The organism is uncultured Zhongshania sp., from assembly GCF_963975605.1.
GTDB classification, from domain to species: Bacteria; Pseudomonadota; Gammaproteobacteria; order Pseudomonadales; family Spongiibacteraceae; genus Spongiibacter; species Spongiibacter aquimaris.
In genome coordinates this window covers 1-20,186 of the sequence record NZ_CAXBHN010000035.1, presented here as the reverse complement: position 1 = coordinate 20,186, position 20,186 = coordinate 1, and the positions used below count along the sequence as shown (strand labels likewise).

Here is a 20,186-nt window from a genome sequence, read left to right as displayed (position 1 = left end):
AACCGCGCCGCTGTAAGACAGGGCCGAGCCGATAAAGGTATTGAATTGAGTCACCCCCTCTACAATACGCTCGCTATATCCGATAAATAGCCAGTCACCGGCAACGACACCAGCAGGCAAGCCGTGGTCAGCTAAGGCAGGAGTATTACCCCTCAAGATTGTCTGTATGCTACCCCCTGGGGTTAGCCACACACCGTACCCATTGCTCACCGCCGAAATGTTGCCCAGCAGCAGCACATTTTTATCTGCAACCGGTTGGTATTTAAAAACACGACATATAGTTTGCGTTGCCTGATCAGCTATGTTACTTAGCAAGGCTTCGGCGTAGATCGAAACCGTCACATAGTTACTTGCAAAAATATGACTCGCGCCTTGCGCAGTTAATGTTGCACCGCCACCAAAAGGCACCAACGAATCATCATCCACGCCGAACAACCAGTGATCAGCACCAACTTCCGGCGCGGGCTCATATGGGTATGCGGCTTCAGTAACAATAATCGTCGCACCCGCTATTGTTACGCGTGCATCTAAGACCGGGAAAATCATGATAAAACCTCCAAAGGAACAATCAACATTTCAAAATGTACGCTAGTGGCCCATGTGGCGTAGGCCTCCCCCAGCAAAAATAACGTCTCTTTATTGCTGTCGCGCAAATTGCCATTCGCAGATCCCGAATAGTCTGGCTCCCCCGCGCCAAGATAATCTAGCCCGTACCGAACTACAGCATCTTCACCAAGATCTCGATCAACATCGAAGACGACTGAGCGCCCATCAACACCCACTCGAACATCACTCAGACTCGGCGTGCCAGTCGTGTCGTTGACGGCAAACCCGTAGTCGGTGGTTACGTACATTTGTGGCGAGGTGTCATCCAGCAACAACGGAGCGACAGGGACATTAAACCGGACCGTTACCTCTCGCCCGATTGCTGTTGCGCTCAATGGGTAAAGCCAGGTTGGCTCAAGATGATCAACAAGCAATCTTTTAAGCAGCCTGCCCGCGTAGTACCCAAACCAATAACTGCCAACCCCAGAAAGGTGGCCATTGTCATAAGCTCGAGGGAAACGCCCAACAGGATTAACGATGTACGTTAGCGGCACCTCTCGCGCATAGCGCAACTGAGCAATGGACGCGCTGGGCAACGGTTCGTTTGCTGTACGCCCATAGGTTTGATACATAAGCCATACAATATCTTCTGCTTGACCAGTAACAGATTTCACATAAGTATTACAGGCATCTCGTAAATCTGACAACGCGTCATAATACTCATCTGCAGTTGCAAAACCGGCGTTATCACCCTCACCTTGCATCCAAACAACCGCAGGCACTGCGTAAGTTTTGCTCGCCGCGTCAGCCAGAGATTTTGCTTGATCGACGTGATCCCGAAAAACCTGAAACCACTCAACCTCACCCTCTTCTGCAGCACCCGGTATATATGCGAGCTCACCAGGGCTTAGCTGTGTGATTGATGCGCTTCCTTTCCCAGCAGCTGAGCACATCCACTCATCAGCTGTGCGCCAATCCGTCCCGTCCTCTTTTGCCATGCGCTCGATTAATGAGTTAATTGTGCCGGAGCACGGCGTCTCTAGCCTCGCATGCCCATCCCCATTATCATTGATCTTGTCGTTTTCGATCAGCGGGCCTAACGCATCCATGCCCGGATTCAGCCCCACACTGCCGGCCAATGTTGCACGCGGCCCGCCAGGGGAAAAAGTTATTGCATTACTAAATCTTGATACCGTGCTTATAAGCGGCGAGCTAACTGTGCCGTTGCTTAGTGACTGGCCATAGTAGATCACGTGATTTATGTCGCGCAGCGTATAGCGCTCAGCTTCTGCCAAGGGCGCCAGCTGCATCTCAGAATAACCGCCTGCCGATTCAAGTTTCGTACCATTAACTTTTAGCGCTTTTTCCTCAACGCTATACTCAACCACTACTTGCACTGCACCCTCTACGTCAGTCACCCCCGCAAGCGGGATTGATTGATCGCTTGTTTCGACAAACTGCATCTCAACAAGCCGCCGACCTAAATCGGACTCGCTTGGCACTTTAGCGCCATTCACTTTAAGCGCTCGCTCAGCAAGCTGGTATTCGACTACAACTTGAGTTTCGCCAGCCGGTGATGTTACTCCTGCAAGCACTACCCCAGATTCATAATCGTCAGCTTTGTGCATGCCTGCAAAAGCAGTCTCTGCACGCTCAGACACATTCAAGATCTCTTGATCCTGATTTAAAATAACATCTTCAAGCGCCGACATCGCAGCAACAGAGACCAGTGATTTACCTGTATACTGCACATCAGGCCCAGCTATAACGATATATTCATCATATATTGCCGCCGCGTCGGGACTTTCTATTTTAAATCTCTGCCCCACACTTCGATTTGCAGCAATCACCGCCGTAGCCGAAGCACCCGACAAACCCGAAGACGCCGAAAAACTCACCGTTGGCGCAGAGGTATAGCCGCGACCGCGCGCAGTGATTTCATAAGCGCTGATTGCACCGCTCACAACCGTGAACCAGCCCGCCGCGCCACTACCAGCACCGCCGGTAAATGCCACAGCAAAGGTGCCATCTGTGCCGCCAGAGCCGACGACCAAGGAATCTAACGAGTAAACGCCGTTGCTCAGCGCGTCGGCTGTGCTTGCGTAGATTTCTTTACTTCCCTCGGCAGCGTTGGCCGCATCCGTTGCTCTATCCGCTTCGCTCACCGCAACAGCGGCAGCTTCAATCGCGGCCGCTGTGTCCGCTTCAAATCCTTCAATTACTTCGACCGCTTCCACCGCTGACGCGGCTGCAGCTACCGCAGATCCTGCCGCCGCATCAGCAGAGTCAGACGCCTCACCGGCTTTGTCTACTATAAATTGTGCAACTGCCACAGTTTGCGTAAGCGCAGGCACAAAGCGCGATCGGTGGCCACCTTGTTTTAAGCCGGTGCTTGCATTGGCGTCGTCGGTGATTGTGGAGCCGTCACCACCCACGCTCTCGTCAAAAGTTACGCTCGCCATTTATAAAATCTCCGTTAGTGATAATGCATTGGTGTAGCGCGCTGCGTCTGGGTGCGTTACCGGGTCTATTTGCCCAAGGCGGCAAAGCATTGTGCGCTGCAAAAAAATGATGTCTTGATTGAGCTGTTGGCTAAATATAATTTCGTCGGTAATGCCCACGTCGCGCTGCAGTCTAAACAAGCGGCCAAATGCCTCAGCCTCGTTTAGCCAATCGAACACCATTGAGCATTCGCGCGCTTTGGGTAATTTATTAAAGTATTCTGTACCGTCTGGCACGCGGTCTATTTCGCTTGGGTCTGCATGCCCCCAGCGCACGCCGTAGCTAATGTTGTATTCTGGCTGAAACACGTCCGACAAAAACGCGCGGCCAATTTGTATATAGCCGTCTGCGTTGTCGTCATCGCTAATATCTATCAGCGCCTTGGCGGCAAACCATGCTGTTTCTGCAAACCAAATTGCTTGCGGAGTAAAGCGCGCGCGGTCTTCCTCGCTGGGTTTACCTTCCCAAAAGTTGTCGTCCTCCCATGCCAATTCCGCGCTCTGAAAAACAGAGGGCCATACATCTATAAGGCCGCTGTCTTCTAGCAGTTCATCTGCGTCGTCATAAAGCCTAATACGCCACTGCGCAGTAACACTCAGGTTATGGCTGAGCAAACCGGCAACGGCAACAGGGCGGGAGGTATCTAGCGTGGCCGTAAAATCAAAAGTAGTGTCGGTGGTGATGGCGCGGTCTTTAAGCACACGCCGCTGCAAACGATTTAATGGTCTTGTGTAAGTAGCGGCGCTTGTGAGCGTGCATTTATCAATTAAATTTGGCCAACACAGGGTTACTTTATTTTGTGCAAATGCCATGTTATCCCCACAGGTTTAAATAGGTGCGATTCGCGCTGGCATCCAACCGCCACCCCAACAAAACAAAGCTGCGCGGGTAGCCAATGCGCGCTGTGTTAATGCTTACCGTGGCACCCATGAATAGCTCGCTTACGTCTAGCTCTTTTACGCCGCATTCAACTACGTCGCGCCGTACTTTAAGCAGCGGCAATAGCGTGTCAGCTACCGCTTGCGCGTCGCTTAGGTCGCGCAGTGGGCTGTTTATAATTAATTCGCTGGCAAGTGGGTGGCGTGTTTTTGTGGCGCTGTCTGTTGCTACCGCGCTGCGATACTCAGCGGCATAACGCGCAGGGTTAACCGCGCCCGCTGCCAAGTCATTTTGCACAGTGGCTAGCGCATCTGCTTGCAGCGTTACTTTGTAAATGGGCAGGCCGTTACTGCCAGAGCCAATGGCAGATCGGTCTAGCGTGGCCAGTTGCCAGTCTTCAATGGTTATGTCTGCCGTTGCCGGTGCTGCCAGTGCAATAACGCGAATTTCGTCATCGTCATTTAATGCGTAGTAGCAGCCGCAGCCGTGGGCAATGCTTTCCATTGCTGATTTGTAGCTAAGGTCAGACGTAACAAATAGGCCCACATCGCCCAGTGCATTTAGCGCGGTTATGTCGGTGGCTTTTGCTGTGTAGCCGGCCAGTGTTGCGAGCTCGTCGAACACATCACCGGCACCGATATCATCGCGCTCTGCGTCGCAGGTAATTGACTGGGCAGCAGAGCCAAGGCTGATATAGCCCTGATACGTGCGCCACTTACCCGCCGCCGGCGCGGTGGTGAGCAAGTCGCTTAAGTCGGTTGCTGTGCTCTCAAAGGTAAGCGCCACGCCACGGTCCCGCACAGCGGTCACAGTCACGTCACTACCATTGTGCACTTGGTAAATAAGTTTTGAGGTGTTTACCAGTACCGGCGTAGCGTTTACCACACTGCCAAATACTAAAGGCTTGCGCGTGCCGCCAATGTCGTCTGCCGTGCCCTCTACGCCGCTAGGCAGCGTGTTGTTGCCCGCATAAACATCAACAGCAATGGCGTCATCTAACTGCGCCAACGGGTCGCGCAATGTAAACGCTACCCGCGAGCCGCTAAACGTCATGCGCTCTACCGTGGCAGTTAAAAACGTGACCGCTGCGCCGCCATCAATTTTGCGAACAGTCATGGCCCTGCCATCTACCGCGTAGTCAGCTAGGTAATCTAGGCCGCCGTCGGTGTTTAGTAGCTCAACTTGACCAATGCTGGTACGCCCGCCGCCGGGCAATAATGGCCCCGTGTTGGCTCGCACCTGAAAAAGCGCAGGCTGAATTAAGCGCAGCTCATAGTAGTAATGCGCTGGGCCGCTCTCTTCTTGCGTGTAATCTGCGTCGGCAAAGCGCAGCGTTGTTGGTGTGCCACTACCATCGAGCGCGGCAATATCTACCGCCCAAATGGTCATGCCCCCATCCTTGCAAGTTTAAGCTCTGCCTCTAAAGTGGCCACCTTAGAATTTAAAGATTTAAGCTGATCAACAGATTGCTTACTACCAGCCGCACCAATGCGAGTTTGGTGATTAACGTCTGCGCTCTGCTGAGCCATTAACGTATTCAAGTCTTTGCGCAGCGTTTGGAGCTCTGCAACTATCTCTGCGCTGCTGTTAGCAAGGCGAGGCATTCCCACGGGCGCAACGGGCACAGAGCCAGAATTAATATTGTCTAAAAACCCTACGCCCAGGCTTTTAACCGCCGCCGCTTTAACAACGTATTCACCGTTAGACAGCATTGCATTAATGCTGTCGCTAGTGCCGGTACCGGCGCCGCTTACGTAACCACCGCCAGCAAACTTTGCTAGATTATCGCCAGATTGGTTTTTAGAGGTGACGATCAATGCACCAGTACTGTAGCTAGACTCAATACGCGATGTGAGAGTATTAAGCCGCCCATACGACGCCAAAATATTCGCGTTTATAGCCCCCAAATAAATTAAATTATTTGCACCGTTGTCTTGCACAGCAGATAACAATGACTGCAATGCGTTGACGGCGCTAACCTCATCCAATGAGTTGTCTACCGCAGAATTTTCTACTTCAACAATGGCATCTATTTGCTCTTGCATCAGCCGTAACTGAGCCTGCTCATAGCTCTCAATATTAATTGAGCTAACCACGCTACTTAAAGTGCTTTTCACCTCATCATAAAGCGACTGAAATTGTGCACCACTTGCATAAGCGTCTTTACTTAAATTAAGCACGCTGTCTGCCGCACTTGTTAACGACCGAGCGGCATCTATGTCGCCACCTAGCGCAGCAGCAGAAAGCGAACGGAACTGATCAATTGCATTAATCGCCTGCTGCTCAGGCGTACCCGCAAACTGACTAACCTCAAGGCCTTGCAAATAGCTGCTTATACCCTCAGACACACTGCGCAATTGCTCTAAAGAGCGCGCCAACTCTTCGTTTGCCGCCTGCTGATCCCTAATTGCATTAATCTGGTCGTATAAAGATCGGTTGCTAGCATCAAGCGCGCTGCGTTCGCGGCGACGCAGCTCATCAGTATCGCCAAGCAATTGCAGCAACTGCACTTCTAAATTTGCACGCTCGTTTGCTATTGCAGAGGCAGACTTAAGCGCAGGCGACAAAGCCAAAATGGCATCGGTAAACGGCTCTAGCCCTGCTTTTTGCACGTCGCTTAAGCCGGCAAATAAACTTGCCAGCGCAGCAACGCCGCCTTGAGCCGCTGTCTCTACAACGTCTAAGTTGTGGCCTACCGCTGCCAGCGCGTCGCGCAGTTCTTTGCGACCATCGTTTAGGCCAAATACGGCGTCAAAGTCGTAAGCAGATTTTGTGTAGTCTTCTAGCTTGCTGTAGTAGTCGTCGAGCAAGTCGCTGGCACTGGTGAGTGTTGTGAAAGCTTGCTGACCAGACTCGCTGGTTCGGTCTAGCCCCTTTACAAGCTCTGCAACGCCGTCACGGCTCGCGGGCAATGACTGATTTAAACCCTCAAACAGCGCAGCAACATTGCCACCCATACGTTCAAATTGCTCGGCATCACTGAGCGCAAAATCTAAAAAGCTATTTACATTTGCGGTAAATTCATCAACACCGCCGGCCAGTTTTGCCAGCGAATCGGCAAGCCGCATGTGAACTTCTGCGCCCATGCTGTTTTCAGCAGCCGTGGACGATCCGCCGAAAGAGCCAGACAAATCTTTTAAAATTTGAGACTGCGCACCAAGCCTTACCAGCGCCTCTAACGCGCCCTCGCCTGATTGCTGCAACGAATAAACAAAGCCGCCAAATTGCGAAACAATGCTATCGCCTATAGAGCTAAAGTAAGCATCTACCTGCGCTCGCTGATCCTCTGCCGACTTTGTTAAGTCTACATACAAATCAGGCAAGTCCATATTTCTTATGGTTTTATTAACAGCTTCAAAATCAAAGCCTAATATTTCTAAACCTTTTCCTGCGGTCCCGATAACATCATCTAGGCTTTGCCCAAAAGAAGCCAAGAATTTACGCACTATGTTAGCCGCATCGCTGTCTGTACTACCGAAACCTTTAACTAAATTATTGCGATCATACTCAGCTATCCTCGCTTCGGAGCTGTCACTGAGGCTAGTGTTACGCGTTACCCCTCTAGCAAACATAGCTGAAAGGCCTTCATTAAATAATTCAGCAAGACCTCCATTCATTGCATCACTTATCTTAAAGTTGATATCGCCTTGAGGCCTGAGATCATAAAGCTCAGCTATCTTTCTTATAGATCCCGTGTCTATACTCTCAGAGTATTGAGCAAACCTACCAATGTCAGATGACAAACCAACCAAGCCCGCCTCTAAGCCTTTAAGCGATTGCACCATTTGCGCAGCATAGCCAAGCTGCTCGTCACCCAAGTCAACCAACATATCAAGACTGTTAGAAATACTCTCGCTGTCTGCGTCAATGTCACCCAGCACCGTGCGCGAGCCAGTTAGCCCCTGAGACCCGCTGGCGTTAGATTGCGGAACAGCAGGCGCAGACCCACCGCCACCTCCACCACTCAGCAACACGCCAATGCCCGCCAGCGCCGCGACTGTTGCAGCAAGCGCAGCTAAATTTGCAGGCCAAGGCACACCCACCATTGACGATGCCGCAGCCGCCGTCCCTGCGGCTAACCCTTTAGTGGTTTCTGCCGCGACCGTAGGCGCCACGCTTGCAACCGTGGCGGCGGTAGATGCTTCAACAGTAAATAGCTTGGCCGCTAGCGCCTTGCCCGCCATGGCAATTTCAAACAGCCTAAACGTCTGTTCGGCTTTTTGTAGCGCTTCGTAGCCGCTGCTGCCTTCGTCAAAAAACTGCTTGCTCGCAGCAGCCATGTCGCCATACAGGCCAACTTGGGCTGACTGGTATTTAGCCGCCGCTTTTGCTTTTTCAGCATCGGTTGCGCTGGCATCTAGCTGCGCTGCGTTGTAAGCCTCTTGCACTTCTAACAACTCGCCAAAGCCGTCAATGAAGCTGGCGAGCGCCTTGGACCCTTGATTAAATCCTTCTGCAAGGTTGTCGCCAAAGCTGGCGTTTAGGAAGTCTTTCATTGCGCCGCTAGCGTCTTTTGCAGATTCAGCGGCGGCTTTGTCAGCCTCGGTTTTTTTGCCAATGGCAATGGCTAGGTCATACTGCGCACCCACCATGGCTTTGTATTTTGCTAGCTCTTCTGGCAATAAGTTTTGCGCAGAATCACTACGCAGCGCAGCCTCAATTGCTTTTTCGCGGTTGAATGCGGCCAGCGCTTCTTCGCCAGCGTACATAGCGGTTAGCTCGCGAGACAGTAGGCCCACCTGGTATTCAGCGTCGCCCACTAAAGTGGCATTCAGTGCAGCTTGCCTTTCGCGCTCAGCAATAAGCTTCTTTTCTTCGTCCGTGAGTTCGCGCACACCGTTGGCTAAATTTGTGTTAGCTGCAGTGGCTATGTCAGCAGCTTTTGCGGCTTTCTCCCCTGCCTCGGTTGCCGATTTTTCCCACTCCTTTATTTTCTGCGGCCACGTCGTGCTTGCAAGTGGTCGCTCAAGCAAATCTGTAAGCTCTTCGCCCAGCTCAGTGGCAGTATTGCGCAGCGCACCCGACACATTTTGCAAAAAATCGGATGTTTTGAACGAGCCACCGCCCATCGCCTCCGGCAGCTTGTTCAGCAGACCAGTAAGCAACCGATCAGCACCTGCTATCGCATCCCAAACCCCAGCGAACCACTGAGCCACTATTGCAGTCGCACCCTTCCAAACAATCTGAAGAACACGCCCCATATCCGCGACCAATGCGCCCCCAGTAACAATTGCACTAAAGGCTTTATCTGCCATTTCGCCAGCAGTGCCAAAGCCCTCACCAAAGCCCAAAACTTCTTTTGCCATGCCGGTGATTGCAGGGCTTACATTTACAGTGAGCTGACGCCAAAATCCTTGCGAAGCCTGACCAAGAAGCGTCATAGCATCATTGGCTTGCTCAATTTTACTGGAGTCAACGCGATTGATCGCCAAACCCCACTGATCGGTAAACTTCTGCGCCTCAAGCGCAGCAGCACTGCCCCCGCGCAGGGTATTAATTAATGCCGTGCCTTTGGCTCCAAATATGTCATAAGCAATAGAGACTTTATCTGTATTACTTTTCACCTCCTCCATGGCATCAGCAATCGCATAAAACTGCTGGTCTGGGCTTAAGTTTTTAAGATCGCCCGCTTTTAGATTTAGCTTTTCAAGCGCATCAGCAGCAACACCAGTACCCTCGGCAGCGTCGCCAACGCCCTTGATCATTTGCTGCAAGCCTTTGTCTAAAGTGCCTTGAGCAACACCCGTCAACTCAGCCTGAACACGCATAGCAGTGAGTTTTTCTGTGGCAATGCCTAGCTTGTCAGACGTTTTGGCGGTGTTATCAATTAGATCCAACTGTCGCTTAATAAGCACAGCCGCACCGGCAGCGGCAGCACCGGCGGCAGCCGCGCCCCACTTAACACCCTTGGCGGCAATGTCGCTGAGCTGCTTGGATGTGCGCTTACCTTTTTCGGTAACTTTGTCCAGCCCTTTGCCCGTATCCACAGTGGCTTTAATAGCGCCTTTGGCATCGCCATCTAACAGCAATACTATTTTTTGCTTATTCGCCATTATTTATTTCCGCTGCTCATTCATAGCATTCAGCGCGCCGCGCTCTATGCACTGCACTCGCCAAAAAATGTCGGGGTGGTGTTTTGGTTTAATGCGCTGCAGACGCAGCACTGCTTCTACCGCTGTGTAGTCCAAGCCGGTGTAGCCCGCCATGCCCACATGCCATTGCGTGCTGCAGGCGTTAAAGACATTCCATGCTTTTAGGTTTTCGGGGTAGAGTTCAAAGTGATCGTTGTCTTTTGGGGGCAAGGCAGAGTCTGGTAATTGTATAAATTCCAAATCTGCCTCGGTGTCGTCCTTACCGGTCGGCCGCGCCCAGTGCCGGCCGGCGTCTTCTAGTTTTTTGCTTCTAGCATCCGGCGCATACCTTCGTCTTGCACCTTAATGCACTCGCTAGCCAGCGGGGCCATTATGTAGTCAACTTGCGATTCTTCCATTAGCTCAAAAAACTCAGCAAGCGTGCCGCCCTTTAGTTCTAACGGGCTGCCATCTTCTGCTGTTGCAAACCATTCCAGCTTGTCTAGCTCGGTGACTAGCTCGCGGGCGATGTCTACGTCTTTGCGATCTGCAAGGTTGTCTAAAAAGGTTTTTTTGGCATCGCCGTACAACTTAATAATGCGCGCAGTAAAGGTTTTTTTGTCGTAACCCACGCGACCATCAGACGGCACTTTTGCAGTGATGGTGATTTTGGCGTGGCCTTTTTTAGCTAGTTTAATAGTCATAATTTTGCATCCGTTATCCGTTAAATTTTGGGTAATAAAAAGCCGCACAAATGCGCGGCTTTTCGGTTGTCCGTTGTAGGATCGGGGCTGGGCAGCGCGACGGACGGCACACCACCCAGCACTGACTAGGTCACTACAATAGCGACTTCGTCATCCCCCGAATCGGTTGGCGTCCATAGCGTGTTCATGCTCATGGTGCTGAGGCCGTCGCTGTCACCAAGGCTTGGCTGGCTGAGCTGCACTTGGCTACCAGTGATCTGCACAATGTTGCCAGCGGTAGTGCCGTGCACAATGTCGATCTCGACAAGTGCGCCAGATTTTGAAAGAGCCCAAAAGTTTTTGGTACCGATCGCCTCTTGCTCAAACACCAATGTGCCGGCCGGTGCGCGGTCAGTGAGAATAACGCTCTCGCTGTTTACCACGTTGCGATAAACCACAGCGCAAGCCATGTCCAGCGTGAAAGTCTCTGCACGTACCGCAAAGCTGTCTACGGTGTACGTTGGCGTGTTGGCTTCGGTCACTGGTAGCGGCTGCACAAACAAAGAGTTGTCTGGCGCAATCACCGTCGGCGCAGTTGGGTCGTTAGCTAAGCCGGTAAAGCTAAAGCTCATCATTGGGATCTGGTCGCGACTCAGGTTAAAGCTAACTGTGCCGCGCGCGCCGGTAAGCTTATGCAGCTCGCCATCTAGGTAGTAATAGATAGTAAGCGAGTCAAAGCTTTCAGACACTGGCGCGTAAGTTACGCTAGTGTCGGCTACTACTGTTTCGTCAAAGCCACACCCTAGCAACAACACACCCCAGCCCGGTGCGGTGCCAGCAGTACCGGAGCCTGCAACCTCAACATCAAAGGTCACCGTAGTAAATCGACCCGTTGCAATCTCAGGATCATTACCCAAGCCGGGGCGATCAAGGTTGCGACTAACGCGGTTACCTTGGTGCGGCTGGACTTGGCAATTGCTTGTTAAAATAGCGTTGGCGCCGTCTGGTGTGGGGTCAGTGCCGTAGGTCGATTCTGCCACAGCAAGAATATATTTCTTTTTTGCTAACATGATTATTTAGCCTCTTTCTCAGCGGCAGGCGCAGCGTTAAAGCTTTGCGCTTGCGGTGCGGTTTTTGGTGCAACGGCATTGCCAGCCTTGGCAGCGCCCTTGCGCGGTTGTGGTTGGGTACGGCTGACTAAGCGGCGCTTGCCGTCTTTTTCGAGCACGTAACGTCCTCCAGCTCTGGCCATGACTGACCTCCTGTTTTCGGTTTGGGTTTGGGTTTGGGGTTATGTTTTGCACGCGCACGCGAATACCCCACGCAGAGCGCGGTGAATATTGGTGAGCGTTAGGCGTTAATTAATTAAGTTGCGCGTATATAGGTGCTGGTGCGGTAAACGTCTCGCCACCACAGGTATTGGCCTTTTAAATCTAAGATCTCGCCGCGCACAAACACGGTGTGATCGTAAAGGCCGGCCGGTACCCATCCGAGCAAGGCGGTGCGAATTGCTTGGCGCACGGTGTCTAGCTCAGCAACGGGGCAAACAATAAACAGGCCCCAGTCTGTGGTTAGATTTTGGTTAACGTAGTTGTCGCCCGTGTTTTGGCCAGCGTCTTCGCCAACGGGTATCACAAAGCACGCTGGGCAGGCCTCGCTTAAATCTTCGAGCGGAACCAGTGTGTAGGCTTGTTTAACGGTTTGCAGCTCTGCAACTGTTTCTAGCTTCGCAACCAAGTCGGCAATCATGTTGTTATCTCTATCGTTCGCACGTGGCCGTCGTCTTTAACAACGCGCTGCAGTTTGTAAGCCTTGCCAGTAAGTATGTCAGTGATGGTTTCGCCCATCGCGTACACACCCACAAAGCTGCGCGCCACGGTGACAACCTTGCCGATATACGGCACGGCATCATTGTCGCCGTAGATTTCTGCTTCAAGGTCGATAATGCCATTGCCATCCACCGTGCTGGTGTCGGTTTTGGTCCACACCAACTCATTCCCCAAGCGAGACAGCATGCGCAGATCTCGCTTGGCGATGGTTGCGTTAAAGCTAGCCATTATCAGCCGGTCTCTACTACGCCAGGCACACCGGTAAGCAGCACTTGCATTGTGGTTGCACCGTCGCCTGCTGCCGCTGCTGCCACTGCTGCTGCGCCGGTTATGTCACCCGCTGCGGCTGTTGCTGCGTTGTCATCAAACGCTTCGGCGGTAATGTCGTAAGTCAACGAATCACCTTGAGCGATAACCGCACCACTTACTTTAGGCACGGTAAACACGCCCTTGATTTGCACAGGGCCGGTTTCGCCATTAGCGATAGCGTCCAACGCAACACCTAAAATATTGCCCATAACCACAACAGCGCCACTGGCAATATCGCCACTCGCGGTATGGTCCAGGACATTCCCTGCTGCTACATAATTGTCAGCCATTTTCTTTCTCCAAATTTACAAAATGCAGATACAAAAACCGCCGGTCATTGCCGGCGGTTTAGTGTTTATCTACTAGGGGTTAGCTTTTTGGGGTTTTGGTCATGCCACGGAAGTCCCATGCTTTTGCAGCTGCGTCCATGCGTACTTTGAATTCAGTACCGTCGACGTTCCAGCCGTTTTGCTGTTCAAGTACAGGCGCTTGGTTGCCATCCAAATACTGCACTTCAATGGTGTCGTGCATGTTTTGGTCTGCCAGCAAATACCAACCGTTATGCCCAGAGAGGCGAGCGTCGCTGATTACTTCGGCAATGCCGCGCACGCTATTTGGCACGGTGTTATTTTTGGCACTGGCGCCCACTTCATATTCTGATTCCAGCGTGACTTTTGCCGCGCCTTCGTCTGCCACGTCGCAAAGCAAGAACTTAGGACGCAAATTTAGCTTAGCGTTGCCTTCTGCCTGCACTGCCATTTTGACCCGCGCCAGATCAACGCTGGTGGTGTTGATTCCAGCTGCTGTTAGCAAGTTGTTGTGGTCGGCATGGAACAGCGCGACCGTGTCGGCCATGGCTGGGTTGTTGAGGAAAATGCTAAACACCAGATCACCTACGGTACGAACGGCCGCGCGTCCCATTTTTTGAGGCAGGCGAGTAAACAAGCCTAAGTCATCATTAATGATGGCTTGGCGGTTAATGCTAAACAGTTCGCCGTAAGTGGCCAGCACTGACGTTTCGGCGCGCTCACCAATGGTCACATATTTAAACTCTGCACCGGCACCGACTTGGCGCAAACTTGGGAATGAGCCAAGGTCTGTGCGGGTATGCACTTTAAAGTCGCTGAATGAACCAACCGAGGTGAAGCGCTGGAACACTTCGTCGGCTTCTTCGTAGCCTTTTAACATTGCCTTATGGGCGATGTTGCCAAGCACAGTGGTGAAGTCGCCAGAGCTGTGAGTAAACGCAGCAGCAACCAATGCCATTTTGTCCATGCCGCCGGTGTTCACGTTGCGCGCGTGCAGCATCATGCGGGCCAGTTCAAACATGGTGTAGCCGGCCAGCTCGTTGTTTTCTTCGCGCTTGGCGCCCAGTGCGCGCATCGCAATGGTGTTTTCTGCGTGAGCCTTCATGCGAGCAATGCCGTCACCATCTTGCACTACAATGCTGTAGCTGTGACCGGGCTGACTGTTGCTAGAGCCTAGGGCTGCTAACAGTTTGTCTTTGGCGCCTTGAGCGTCGCAGTTCATATCATCAAGGCAGGCGGTCATTACGTCGCTGTGAGCGTCAAAGCCTTTAAATACAGCTTTAATCTCTGTGCGGCGTGTGGCTTCGGCTTGTTGAGCCTCGGCAACGATGGCAGCGCGCATTTCGGGGGTTACAATCGCTTCATCATCGGCGGTTGCAACCGGCTTAGGGTTTTTAGGGTCCATAGGTTTAGCCTCTTGCTTAGGTTGAGTGCCTGCAACCGCAGACGGGAAAAAAATATTGTCCGTAGACGCGGTAGCCACATTTAAAATGGCCTCCGGCGTATTCTTAAAATTGTTGAGTAGATCTGGCCCGTAGCTGGCGGCCATTTCAATTGCTGCGGTGGTGTCGGTAGCAAAGCCTGCGTCTACCGCCTCTTGTCCCACAAACCATGTTTCGTCGTTCATCATGGTCGCAACTTCGTCTTCGCTCAGGCCGCTGCGCGTGGAGTAAAGGTTGATCATGGTTTTGGTGACTTTGTTGAGCTGGCTTTTTGCTTTTTCCATTGCGCGCTCGTCGCCATACGCGCCACCACTTGGGTTGTGGATCATGAAATAGGCGTTTTCAGCGATGTGCACAGTCTCGGCAGCTAGCGCAATTACTGTGGCCATGCTGGCAGCTAGACCATCGATCCATGCTTCAATTGTGGCGGGGTGCTCTTTAAGCAGGTTATAAATTGCGGTGCCTTCAAACACGCTGCCACCCGGGCTGTTTATGCGTAGTTTTATGTGGCTAACATCACCCAGTGCTTTAAGGTCTTTGGCAAATTGCTTTGCCTCTACGCCGTAGTAGCCAATGTAGTCATACACGTAAATTTCAGCCGTTGTTTCGGCGGCTCCCTCTAATGAGGTAAGCGACATTTCGTACCAATTTTTCATAACGCTGCCTATTCAGTTTGTGGCTGTGTGGGCGCCGGTCTTTTGGCTGGCGCGGTGATTTGTTTCTCTTTTACTTTTTTATTCCATGATTCAACTTGGCTCAGCACTTCGTCTGGCTTGCGACCACGGCGGCGAATTGCCTGCTGCGGGCTAATTAAGTTGTTTTCTAGCAGGATTTCGTCGGCATTCGCTTCATGCACTGGGTTGATCCACGGCATGGTTGGGGTAATAAAGTCGATGTGCAGCAGGCTTGCTGGGTCTATGTCGCGCGGTATCTTGATCGCGCCGCTTAGCTCCATCATTTTTACCCAGCGGCGCACCACTGGTTCTACGATCTCTTCGCAAAATTCAAGGCTTAGGGTTTCGTAGTTGCTCCATTGCTCTACCAGCTCTTGGCGCTGGGCGCTGTAGGTGCCGTTGTAGTTTTTGCTAATGCTGCTAAAGCTGGCCATGGTGCCGGTGGCCGCCATACGCTGCATGGTTTCTAAAAACGGGGTGAGCAAGCCGCTGGGCCGATTGCTTTGAATGGTGCCAACGCTTTCGCCAGGCTCAAGGTCGTCGTAAATTTGCCCCGCTCGCAAGCTCAGTTGGCGGTTGCCTTCTTCGTCGGTGGCGTCGTCTGGGTCGTAAAGGCTGGCATCACCTTTTTGAATAAAGCCGACCATCATGCTGGCGATCTTTGCAGCTACGCGCTCGGCTTCTTCGTAGTCTTTAATGTCGTTTATGCGGTTCATTACCGTCGCAAAAATCGACACGCCCCGAGTCTGATGTAAGCGACGCACAAACTTTAGGTGCTCAATATTGGTGGCCGAATAACGGCGCGCCTGCATTTTCCAAAATTTGTTGCCGCCGGGGTGATCGTCATACAGATAGTAACCAACGTGCTGGCCCCATGCGTTTTTTTCTATGCCCTGCACAATCCGTTTGGCTGGGTCGTTGTGGTCAACGGGTAAAAAGTCAGGCTCAAAACATTCAACGCTGTAAGGCACGTTGCTGCCGTGCTTTAGCCCGGGTATTACGCCCTCTAAATGGCGCAGCAATACTTCACCATCGCGCAGCCATGTGAGCGCCAGCAGGCGTTGGGTTTTGGCCCAGCTATGCTGGCCGGTGCATTCAGGACGGCGGCACCATTCTTTATATGCCTCGCCCATCTCGGCGGCTAGGTCGGCGTCAATTTCGTCGCTGCCAATGCGCTTGGGCATAAACTCGACAGCAATACCGCGCGGCCCAACAATGTTATTGATCAGCGTGGTTAATATGCCAAAAGCGAAATCATGGTTTTGCTCTAAGTGCCGCGCTTGTCCGCGCAGGGTCACAATGTCGTATTCTGTAACCGCATCGCCGCTGCGATTGTCAGCAGGGTTTTTGCGGGTGCGGCTGGACTGGGCGGCTTCGTAGCGCGCTGCAATTTGCAGAGCTTGCCGCGCCTTCCAGCGCTTTAAGCCGCGCTCAGGCGAAAACGCGCCAATTGTTTTATCAACAATATTCATCGTACAAAGTTCGCCAATGCTGGGCTGCGACGCTTGCGCCCTGCTGCTGTTGCAGTTTCAGATGCAACACGACGCTCCCACTCTTTACGGCCAGCACGGATCTCTTGCAGGTTCTCCATGCTCAGGGTGCGACCATTCATGGTGGTGGTCTTACCTTCGAGCACATCCTTTTCGGCCTGTATATACAGGTCGAGCATGTCGCTTGCAGATTGAGTCATGTGTTTTCCTAGGCGTAAAAAAACCGGCGCTTGGCCGGTTTGGGGTGTTTCATGTGAAACTTTGCTCGAAATTTTTTTCTTCTAGTTAAGCTATTGCTGCAGGCGCTTAAGAACGTCGACTGAAGCGAGCTCAATCAAAATAAGGTCACCGTCGCGATCTATTTGGTAAAATCCACCGGCGGCCTTACTTAGCATCCGAAGGCTTGCCCCTGAAAGGCGAACGCCTTCAATATTCCACGAATCAGTTTGCCAGTCGTAGCCGCGCGTTTTGCTCATGCGCCAATAAAATGTATCTAACGGGAATAGCACAGCGCGTACTACAAGCAGCCAGCGTGATAGTACTTGCCCTTGCGGGTGGTTTTTAACAGCCATTAACCATAAATGGTTTCGCATGGTTCCCGTCCTCATCTCAAAAACGACCCAACAGGCGCAGACCCGCGCCGCTTGCGCTTAATCGTCAGCAGGCTTTAATAATTCGCGGTATTGGTTCGCCAATGACCTCTAACAAAACCTCGTTCTCTTTCAGTAACGGTTTTTTCACTGGCGGGATATTTGGCCCTAGGATGTGGACGCTTGCGATTGGCCTGCGTATAACATCGCCACCAAGCCTTACAAGCATTTCTGGCGCATCATCCATTCTGAGCGCTCCCTAGAACGTTTCAGGTTGGGCTACAGCGCGGATTCCTGCCATAAGCCCCAGTTGCAAATGATCTTTAGCGATCATCAGCCAGTGCAGAGAGTTTGCCTTGTCTAATCTATCGATCTCTGCATTGTTGCCAGCCTTAATCGCAGCGTCTGACTGGTTCATTAAGTGAGTACCGACCCGATTAATTAGGTTTTCCAGTTGCGGGCCGACGGCCTTTAACTCATTCATCAAGTCAATTTCTTCTTGCGATAAATCACGGTAGCCGCTTATTTTCTTGTGCTGATTATCCATTTGTATTCCATCCGTTTATGAATCAAGCAGCGACCCAACAGGCGCAGATCCCCGCCGCTTGCGCTTTGGTTTGTGCTCTGCTGTTTCACCCGTGTCGCTGAATAATGTTTTTTGCCCTAAGCGGGCCTCTATCTCTGACCATTTACCGTCAGTCAGTTTGTGCATGCCTTTTGCGTGTGCAGCGTGCAGTGCGTAATTTTCGCAATCGCCCGCTTCGTTACGTTTACCGCTGCGTAGTTGCCAAAGCAGTTTGCCGCGATGCCGCTTGCTGGGTGCTTTGACCTCGGCAGTTACTTGGTCCCAATAGTCTTGGCGAACGTGCATGCAGCTGTGCATGTAGGCGCTGGTGCCTTGCAGCCGTTTCGCTATTAGATCTTTGGCTTTGTGGGTGCCGACCATGTAAACCCGCACTCCAAAGCGGTCTGCTTTGGTTGGCCGTTTTGCGTTGTTGCGATCTACCTGCCGTGGCAGGCTGAATATTTCTTTTGTGCCTTGGTCGTTACTGTCGCCTTTTATGGCCATGACCAAAGTGCCGCGATACTTCTTCGTGCGGGTGCGCACCCAGTTATAAACCGCGTTGCTGGTGGTGCCGTCCGACGAGTCGATACTGACCGCCGCCGCAATAATGCTGCCAAAGCGCATGTGCGGAAACGGCTGAAATATCAGCTTGTCTAGCGCGCCCCAACAAGCGTCTTGCTTGTCGGCTGGGTCGCCGTCTATTTCACCCCAGTGCATTAGCCAGCTTTCTTCGTTTCTGCCAAAGGCGCGAATGATCACCGCCAGCCGGTCGTGCTGTACGTCTACGCCAACGGTGACCATTAGCCCGCCTTCTGGGCAGGTTAGTTCTGGGTAGTCTTCTGCAGTTTTGCGTAGCGCTTCGCTGTCTAATATCTGGTTGGCGGCGTATTGGTACGGCCTGCCTAGTTTGCTGTTTTGAAATACTATGCGGGCAGATTCGTCGCCCGCCTCGGCTTCGTGCTCTGCCTCTAAGTAGTCTCGCACCACGTCCGCCAAGCTGGTGCCCGGCATGCAAACGTAAAGCTCTGAAAGCTCCATGAATGTTTCTATGGGTTCGCATTGGTCGGCGGTGTAGCCTTCGCCAATTTGCTGCTTTACCCAGCCTGCAAATTCGTCGCCGGCGTCTTTAGCATTTTTGCACGTATCAAGAATATTTCGCTGGCGCCGGTAGTCGCTCCACAGGCTACCGCAGTGCGGGCAGCTGTAGATTGCGGTGTCTGGCAGGTTTAAGCCAAACACAGGGTGCGGTGAGCCGCCTTCTTTGGTGTCCCAACTGACTTGCTCCCAGTCCAGCACATGACTTTCGCCGCAGTCGTGGCAGGTCACCGGCAATATGCGCATGGTGCCAAGTCGCGTGTAGTGTTCAACTTGCGACAGATCGGCCACCGACGGTGTGCCGCCAACAATCAGTTTTTTGTTGGGCATGCGTTTTAGGCGCTCGCGGAATAAGCGAATCGCGTCGCCTTGGTCGCCTATGTCGCGGTTGGTGTCGTCTGGCTCTTCTACAATGCCGCGCCGTGCGGTGGTCGACTTCACGTTACTTACGCTATTCGATCCGGTGCACTTGAGTTCGCCGCCTGCGAACTTCTTTACCGTTGTGCGGTTGCCTGCCTTGCGGCTGGTGGTCACATCGATGACTGTGCTCATTGCCGGCGAGGCGCCAATCATTGGCACAAACTTTTCGTCCACAAAATTGCGGGCTTTTTCGTCTTTCGGAAACAGCGCCAGTATGCGGCTGGGGTCAACCTTCGCGACCTTGCACACCCACGCCGCGAGCAATACGGTCCAGCCTATTTGCGCAGCTTTTTGCATCACCAGTAGCCAGCACGCGTTGTTGTCTAGTGCGTGCATTACGCCCCAGAAATACGGCACCGTTTCAACCTTGTAGTAGCCGGGGCTGGCGCTGTCTTCTGCTGGCAACCGGATGTTTGCCGGCAGCCATTCTATGGTTGGCTGGTCAGGCTGAGGCGTCCACGTCTCCCGCACTTCCTCCACCAATTTCGCCAGGTTCAAATGAGTAACTGCCAATAGTTCTGAGGGCAGCGTCAATGTCCTGCTGTATGGGTTCGCGGTCGACGGTAATACCATGCTCTGACTCAATGGCTGTAATGATCGTATCTACAGCACCAATAAATTCATTTTTCCCAATGCTTGCCCAGTCGGTCAGTACCCGTCGCACTGAATCGGAATCAAGCAGCAAACCCTCTTCTTTCAAAAGAGTGCGGCGCTTCATTTCAGTATTAATTTCAGACTCTTCGGCCTGTGCCATGTCGCGGCGTTCGCGGGCTTGGCTAGCAA

General features: G+C 52.4%; 19 protein-coding genes and 1 pseudogene. All 20 read right to left on the bottom strand.

Annotated features, from left to right (window positions below):
• Positions 1 to 546, bottom strand: a 546-nt coding sequence (locus tag AAC007_RS17000) for a hypothetical protein (RefSeq protein WP_339678378.1), incomplete at its 3' end; no start/stop codon positions are given.
• On the bottom strand, positions 543 to 3,008 hold the full coding sequence (locus AAC007_RS16995; protein ID WP_339678375.1) for a hypothetical protein: 2,466 nt from the start codon (positions 3,006 to 3,008) through the stop codon (positions 543 to 545). The genes AAC007_RS17000 and AAC007_RS16995, both read right to left, overlap by 4 nt.
• The gene (locus AAC007_RS16990) at positions 3,009 to 3,860 is read right to left on the bottom strand and encodes a hypothetical protein (protein ID WP_339678372.1); all 852 of its coding nucleotides are present in this window, start codon (positions 3,858 to 3,860) and stop codon (positions 3,009 to 3,011) included. It lies immediately after the preceding gene.
• 1 nt (position 3,861) lies between these two features.
• Positions 3,862 to 5,316 (bottom strand): hypothetical protein, encoded by a 1,455-nt coding sequence (locus tag AAC007_RS16985; protein WP_339678369.1) that lies wholly within the window; start codon positions 5,314 to 5,316, stop codon positions 3,862 to 3,864.
• Entirely contained in the window at positions 5,313 to 9,980 is a 4,668-nt protein-coding gene (locus tag AAC007_RS16980) for a hypothetical protein (RefSeq protein WP_339678365.1), read from the bottom strand. Before AAC007_RS16980 ends, AAC007_RS16985 begins: the two co-directional genes overlap by 4 nt.
• Positions 9,981 to 9,983: 3 nt before the next feature.
• Positions 9,984 to 10,259, bottom strand: a complete 276-nt coding sequence (locus tag AAC007_RS16975) for a DUF1799 domain-containing protein (RefSeq protein WP_339678362.1) — start codon at positions 10,257 to 10,259, stop codon at positions 9,984 to 9,986.
• 56 nt (positions 10,260 to 10,315) lie between these two features.
• Complete coding sequence (locus AAC007_RS16970; RefSeq protein WP_339678359.1) at positions 10,316 to 10,702, bottom strand: hypothetical protein; 387 nt, start codon at positions 10,700 to 10,702, stop codon at positions 10,316 to 10,318.
• A gap of 125 nt (positions 10,703 to 10,827) precedes the next feature.
• Entirely contained in the window at positions 10,828 to 11,751 is a 924-nt protein-coding gene (locus AAC007_RS16965) for a phage tail tube protein (RefSeq protein ID WP_339678356.1), read from the bottom strand.
• A gap of 2 nt (positions 11,752 to 11,753) precedes the next feature.
• Positions 11,754 to 11,933 carry a hypothetical protein gene (locus AAC007_RS16960; protein WP_339678354.1) on the bottom strand — a complete coding sequence of 60 codons (180 nt, stop codon included), beginning with the start codon at positions 11,931 to 11,933 and terminating at the stop codon, positions 11,754 to 11,756.
• Between the two features lie 113 nt (positions 11,934 to 12,046).
• On the bottom strand, positions 12,047 to 12,430 hold the full coding sequence (locus AAC007_RS16955; RefSeq protein WP_339678351.1) for a hypothetical protein: 384 nt from the start codon (positions 12,428 to 12,430) through the stop codon (positions 12,047 to 12,049).
• Entirely contained in the window at positions 12,427 to 12,738 is a 312-nt protein-coding gene (locus AAC007_RS16950) for a hypothetical protein (RefSeq protein WP_339678348.1), read from the bottom strand. Before AAC007_RS16950 ends, AAC007_RS16955 begins: the two co-directional genes overlap by 4 nt.
• Before the next feature lie 2 nt (positions 12,739 to 12,740).
• The gene (locus AAC007_RS16945; protein WP_339678346.1) at positions 12,741 to 13,109 is read right to left on the bottom strand and encodes a DUF2190 family protein; all 369 of its coding nucleotides are present in this window, start codon (positions 13,107 to 13,109) and stop codon (positions 12,741 to 12,743) included.
• A gap of 79 nt (positions 13,110 to 13,188) precedes the next feature.
• Positions 13,189 to 15,225, bottom strand: coding sequence for a ClpP-like prohead protease/major capsid protein fusion protein (locus tag AAC007_RS16940; protein WP_339678344.1), 2,037 nt, complete (start codon positions 15,223 to 15,225; stop codon positions 13,189 to 13,191).
• An 8-nt stretch (positions 15,226 to 15,233) separates the two neighbouring features.
• Positions 15,234 to 16,715 (bottom strand): phage portal protein, encoded by a 1,482-nt coding sequence (locus AAC007_RS16935; protein WP_339678341.1) that lies wholly within the window; start codon positions 16,713 to 16,715, stop codon positions 15,234 to 15,236.
• Positions 16,712 to 16,933, bottom strand: coding sequence for a primosomal replication protein PriB/PriC domain protein (locus tag AAC007_RS16930; protein ID WP_339678339.1), 222 nt, complete (start codon positions 16,931 to 16,933; stop codon positions 16,712 to 16,714). Before AAC007_RS16930 ends, AAC007_RS16935 begins: the two co-directional genes overlap by 4 nt.
• Positions 16,934 to 17,023: 90 nt before the next feature.
• Positions 17,024 to 17,326 carry a hypothetical protein gene (locus tag AAC007_RS16925; RefSeq protein ID WP_339678337.1) on the bottom strand — a complete coding sequence of 101 codons (303 nt, stop codon included), beginning with the start codon at positions 17,324 to 17,326 and terminating at the stop codon, positions 17,024 to 17,026.
• A 64-nt stretch (positions 17,327 to 17,390) separates the two neighbouring features.
• On the bottom strand, positions 17,391 to 17,570 hold the full coding sequence (locus tag AAC007_RS16920) for a hypothetical protein (protein ID WP_339678334.1): 180 nt from the start codon (positions 17,568 to 17,570) through the stop codon (positions 17,391 to 17,393).
• Between the two features lie 12 nt (positions 17,571 to 17,582).
• The gene (locus tag AAC007_RS16915) at positions 17,583 to 17,870 is read right to left on the bottom strand and encodes a hypothetical protein (RefSeq protein ID WP_339678331.1); all 288 of its coding nucleotides are present in this window, start codon (positions 17,868 to 17,870) and stop codon (positions 17,583 to 17,585) included.
• Between the two features lie 15 nt (positions 17,871 to 17,885).
• Positions 17,886 to 19,901 (bottom strand): terminase gpA endonuclease subunit, encoded by a 2,016-nt coding sequence (locus AAC007_RS16910; RefSeq protein ID WP_339678328.1) that lies wholly within the window; start codon positions 19,899 to 19,901, stop codon positions 17,886 to 17,888.
• Positions 19,846 to 20,186, bottom strand: a pseudogene (locus AAC007_RS16905) (hypothetical protein); the annotation flags it as partial. The gene AAC007_RS16910 and the pseudogene AAC007_RS16905, both read right to left, overlap by 56 nt.

Coding starts and splice junctions, on each gene's coding strand:
- AAC007_RS16995 (WP_339678375.1), bottom strand. CDS start 3,008: ATGGCGAGCGTAACTTTTGACGAGAGCGTGGGTGGTGACGGCTCCACA.
- AAC007_RS16990 (WP_339678372.1), bottom strand. CDS start 3,860: ATGGCATTTGCACAAAATAAAGTAACCCTGTGTTGGCCAAATTTAATT.
- AAC007_RS16985 (WP_339678369.1), bottom strand. CDS start 5,316: ATGACCATTTGGGCGGTAGATATTGCCGCGCTCGATGGTAGTGGCACA.
- AAC007_RS16980 (WP_339678365.1), bottom strand. CDS start 9,980: ATGGCGAATAAGCAAAAAATAGTATTGCTGTTAGATGGCGATGCCAAA.
- AAC007_RS16970 (WP_339678359.1), bottom strand. CDS start 10,702: ATGACTATTAAACTAGCTAAAAAAGGCCACGCCAAAATCACCATCACT.
- AAC007_RS16965 (WP_339678356.1), bottom strand. CDS start 11,751: ATGTTAGCAAAAAAGAAATATATTCTTGCTGTGGCAGAATCGACCTAC.
- AAC007_RS16960 (WP_339678354.1), bottom strand. CDS start 11,933: ATGGCCAGAGCTGGAGGACGTTACGTGCTCGAAAAAGACGGCAAGCGC.
- AAC007_RS16955 (WP_339678351.1), bottom strand. CDS start 12,430: ATGATTGCCGACTTGGTTGCGAAGCTAGAAACAGTTGCAGAGCTGCAA.
- AAC007_RS16950 (WP_339678348.1), bottom strand. CDS start 12,738: ATGGCTAGCTTTAACGCAACCATCGCCAAGCGAGATCTGCGCATGCTG.
- AAC007_RS16945 (WP_339678346.1), bottom strand. CDS start 13,109: ATGGCTGACAATTATGTAGCAGCAGGGAATGTCCTGGACCATACCGCG.
- AAC007_RS16940 (WP_339678344.1), bottom strand. CDS start 15,225: ATGAAAAATTGGTACGAAATGTCGCTTACCTCATTAGAGGGAGCCGCC.
- AAC007_RS16935 (WP_339678341.1), bottom strand. CDS start 16,715: ATGAATATTGTTGATAAAACAATTGGCGCGTTTTCGCCTGAGCGCGGC.
- AAC007_RS16930 (WP_339678339.1), bottom strand. CDS start 16,933: ATGACTCAATCTGCAAGCGACATGCTCGACCTGTATATACAGGCCGAA.
- AAC007_RS16925 (WP_339678337.1), bottom strand. CDS start 17,326: ATGCGAAACCATTTATGGTTAATGGCTGTTAAAAACCACCCGCAAGGG.
- AAC007_RS16920 (WP_339678334.1), bottom strand. CDS start 17,570: ATGGATGATGCGCCAGAAATGCTTGTAAGGCTTGGTGGCGATGTTATA.
- AAC007_RS16915 (WP_339678331.1), bottom strand. CDS start 17,870: ATGGATAATCAGCACAAGAAAATAAGCGGCTACCGTGATTTATCGCAA.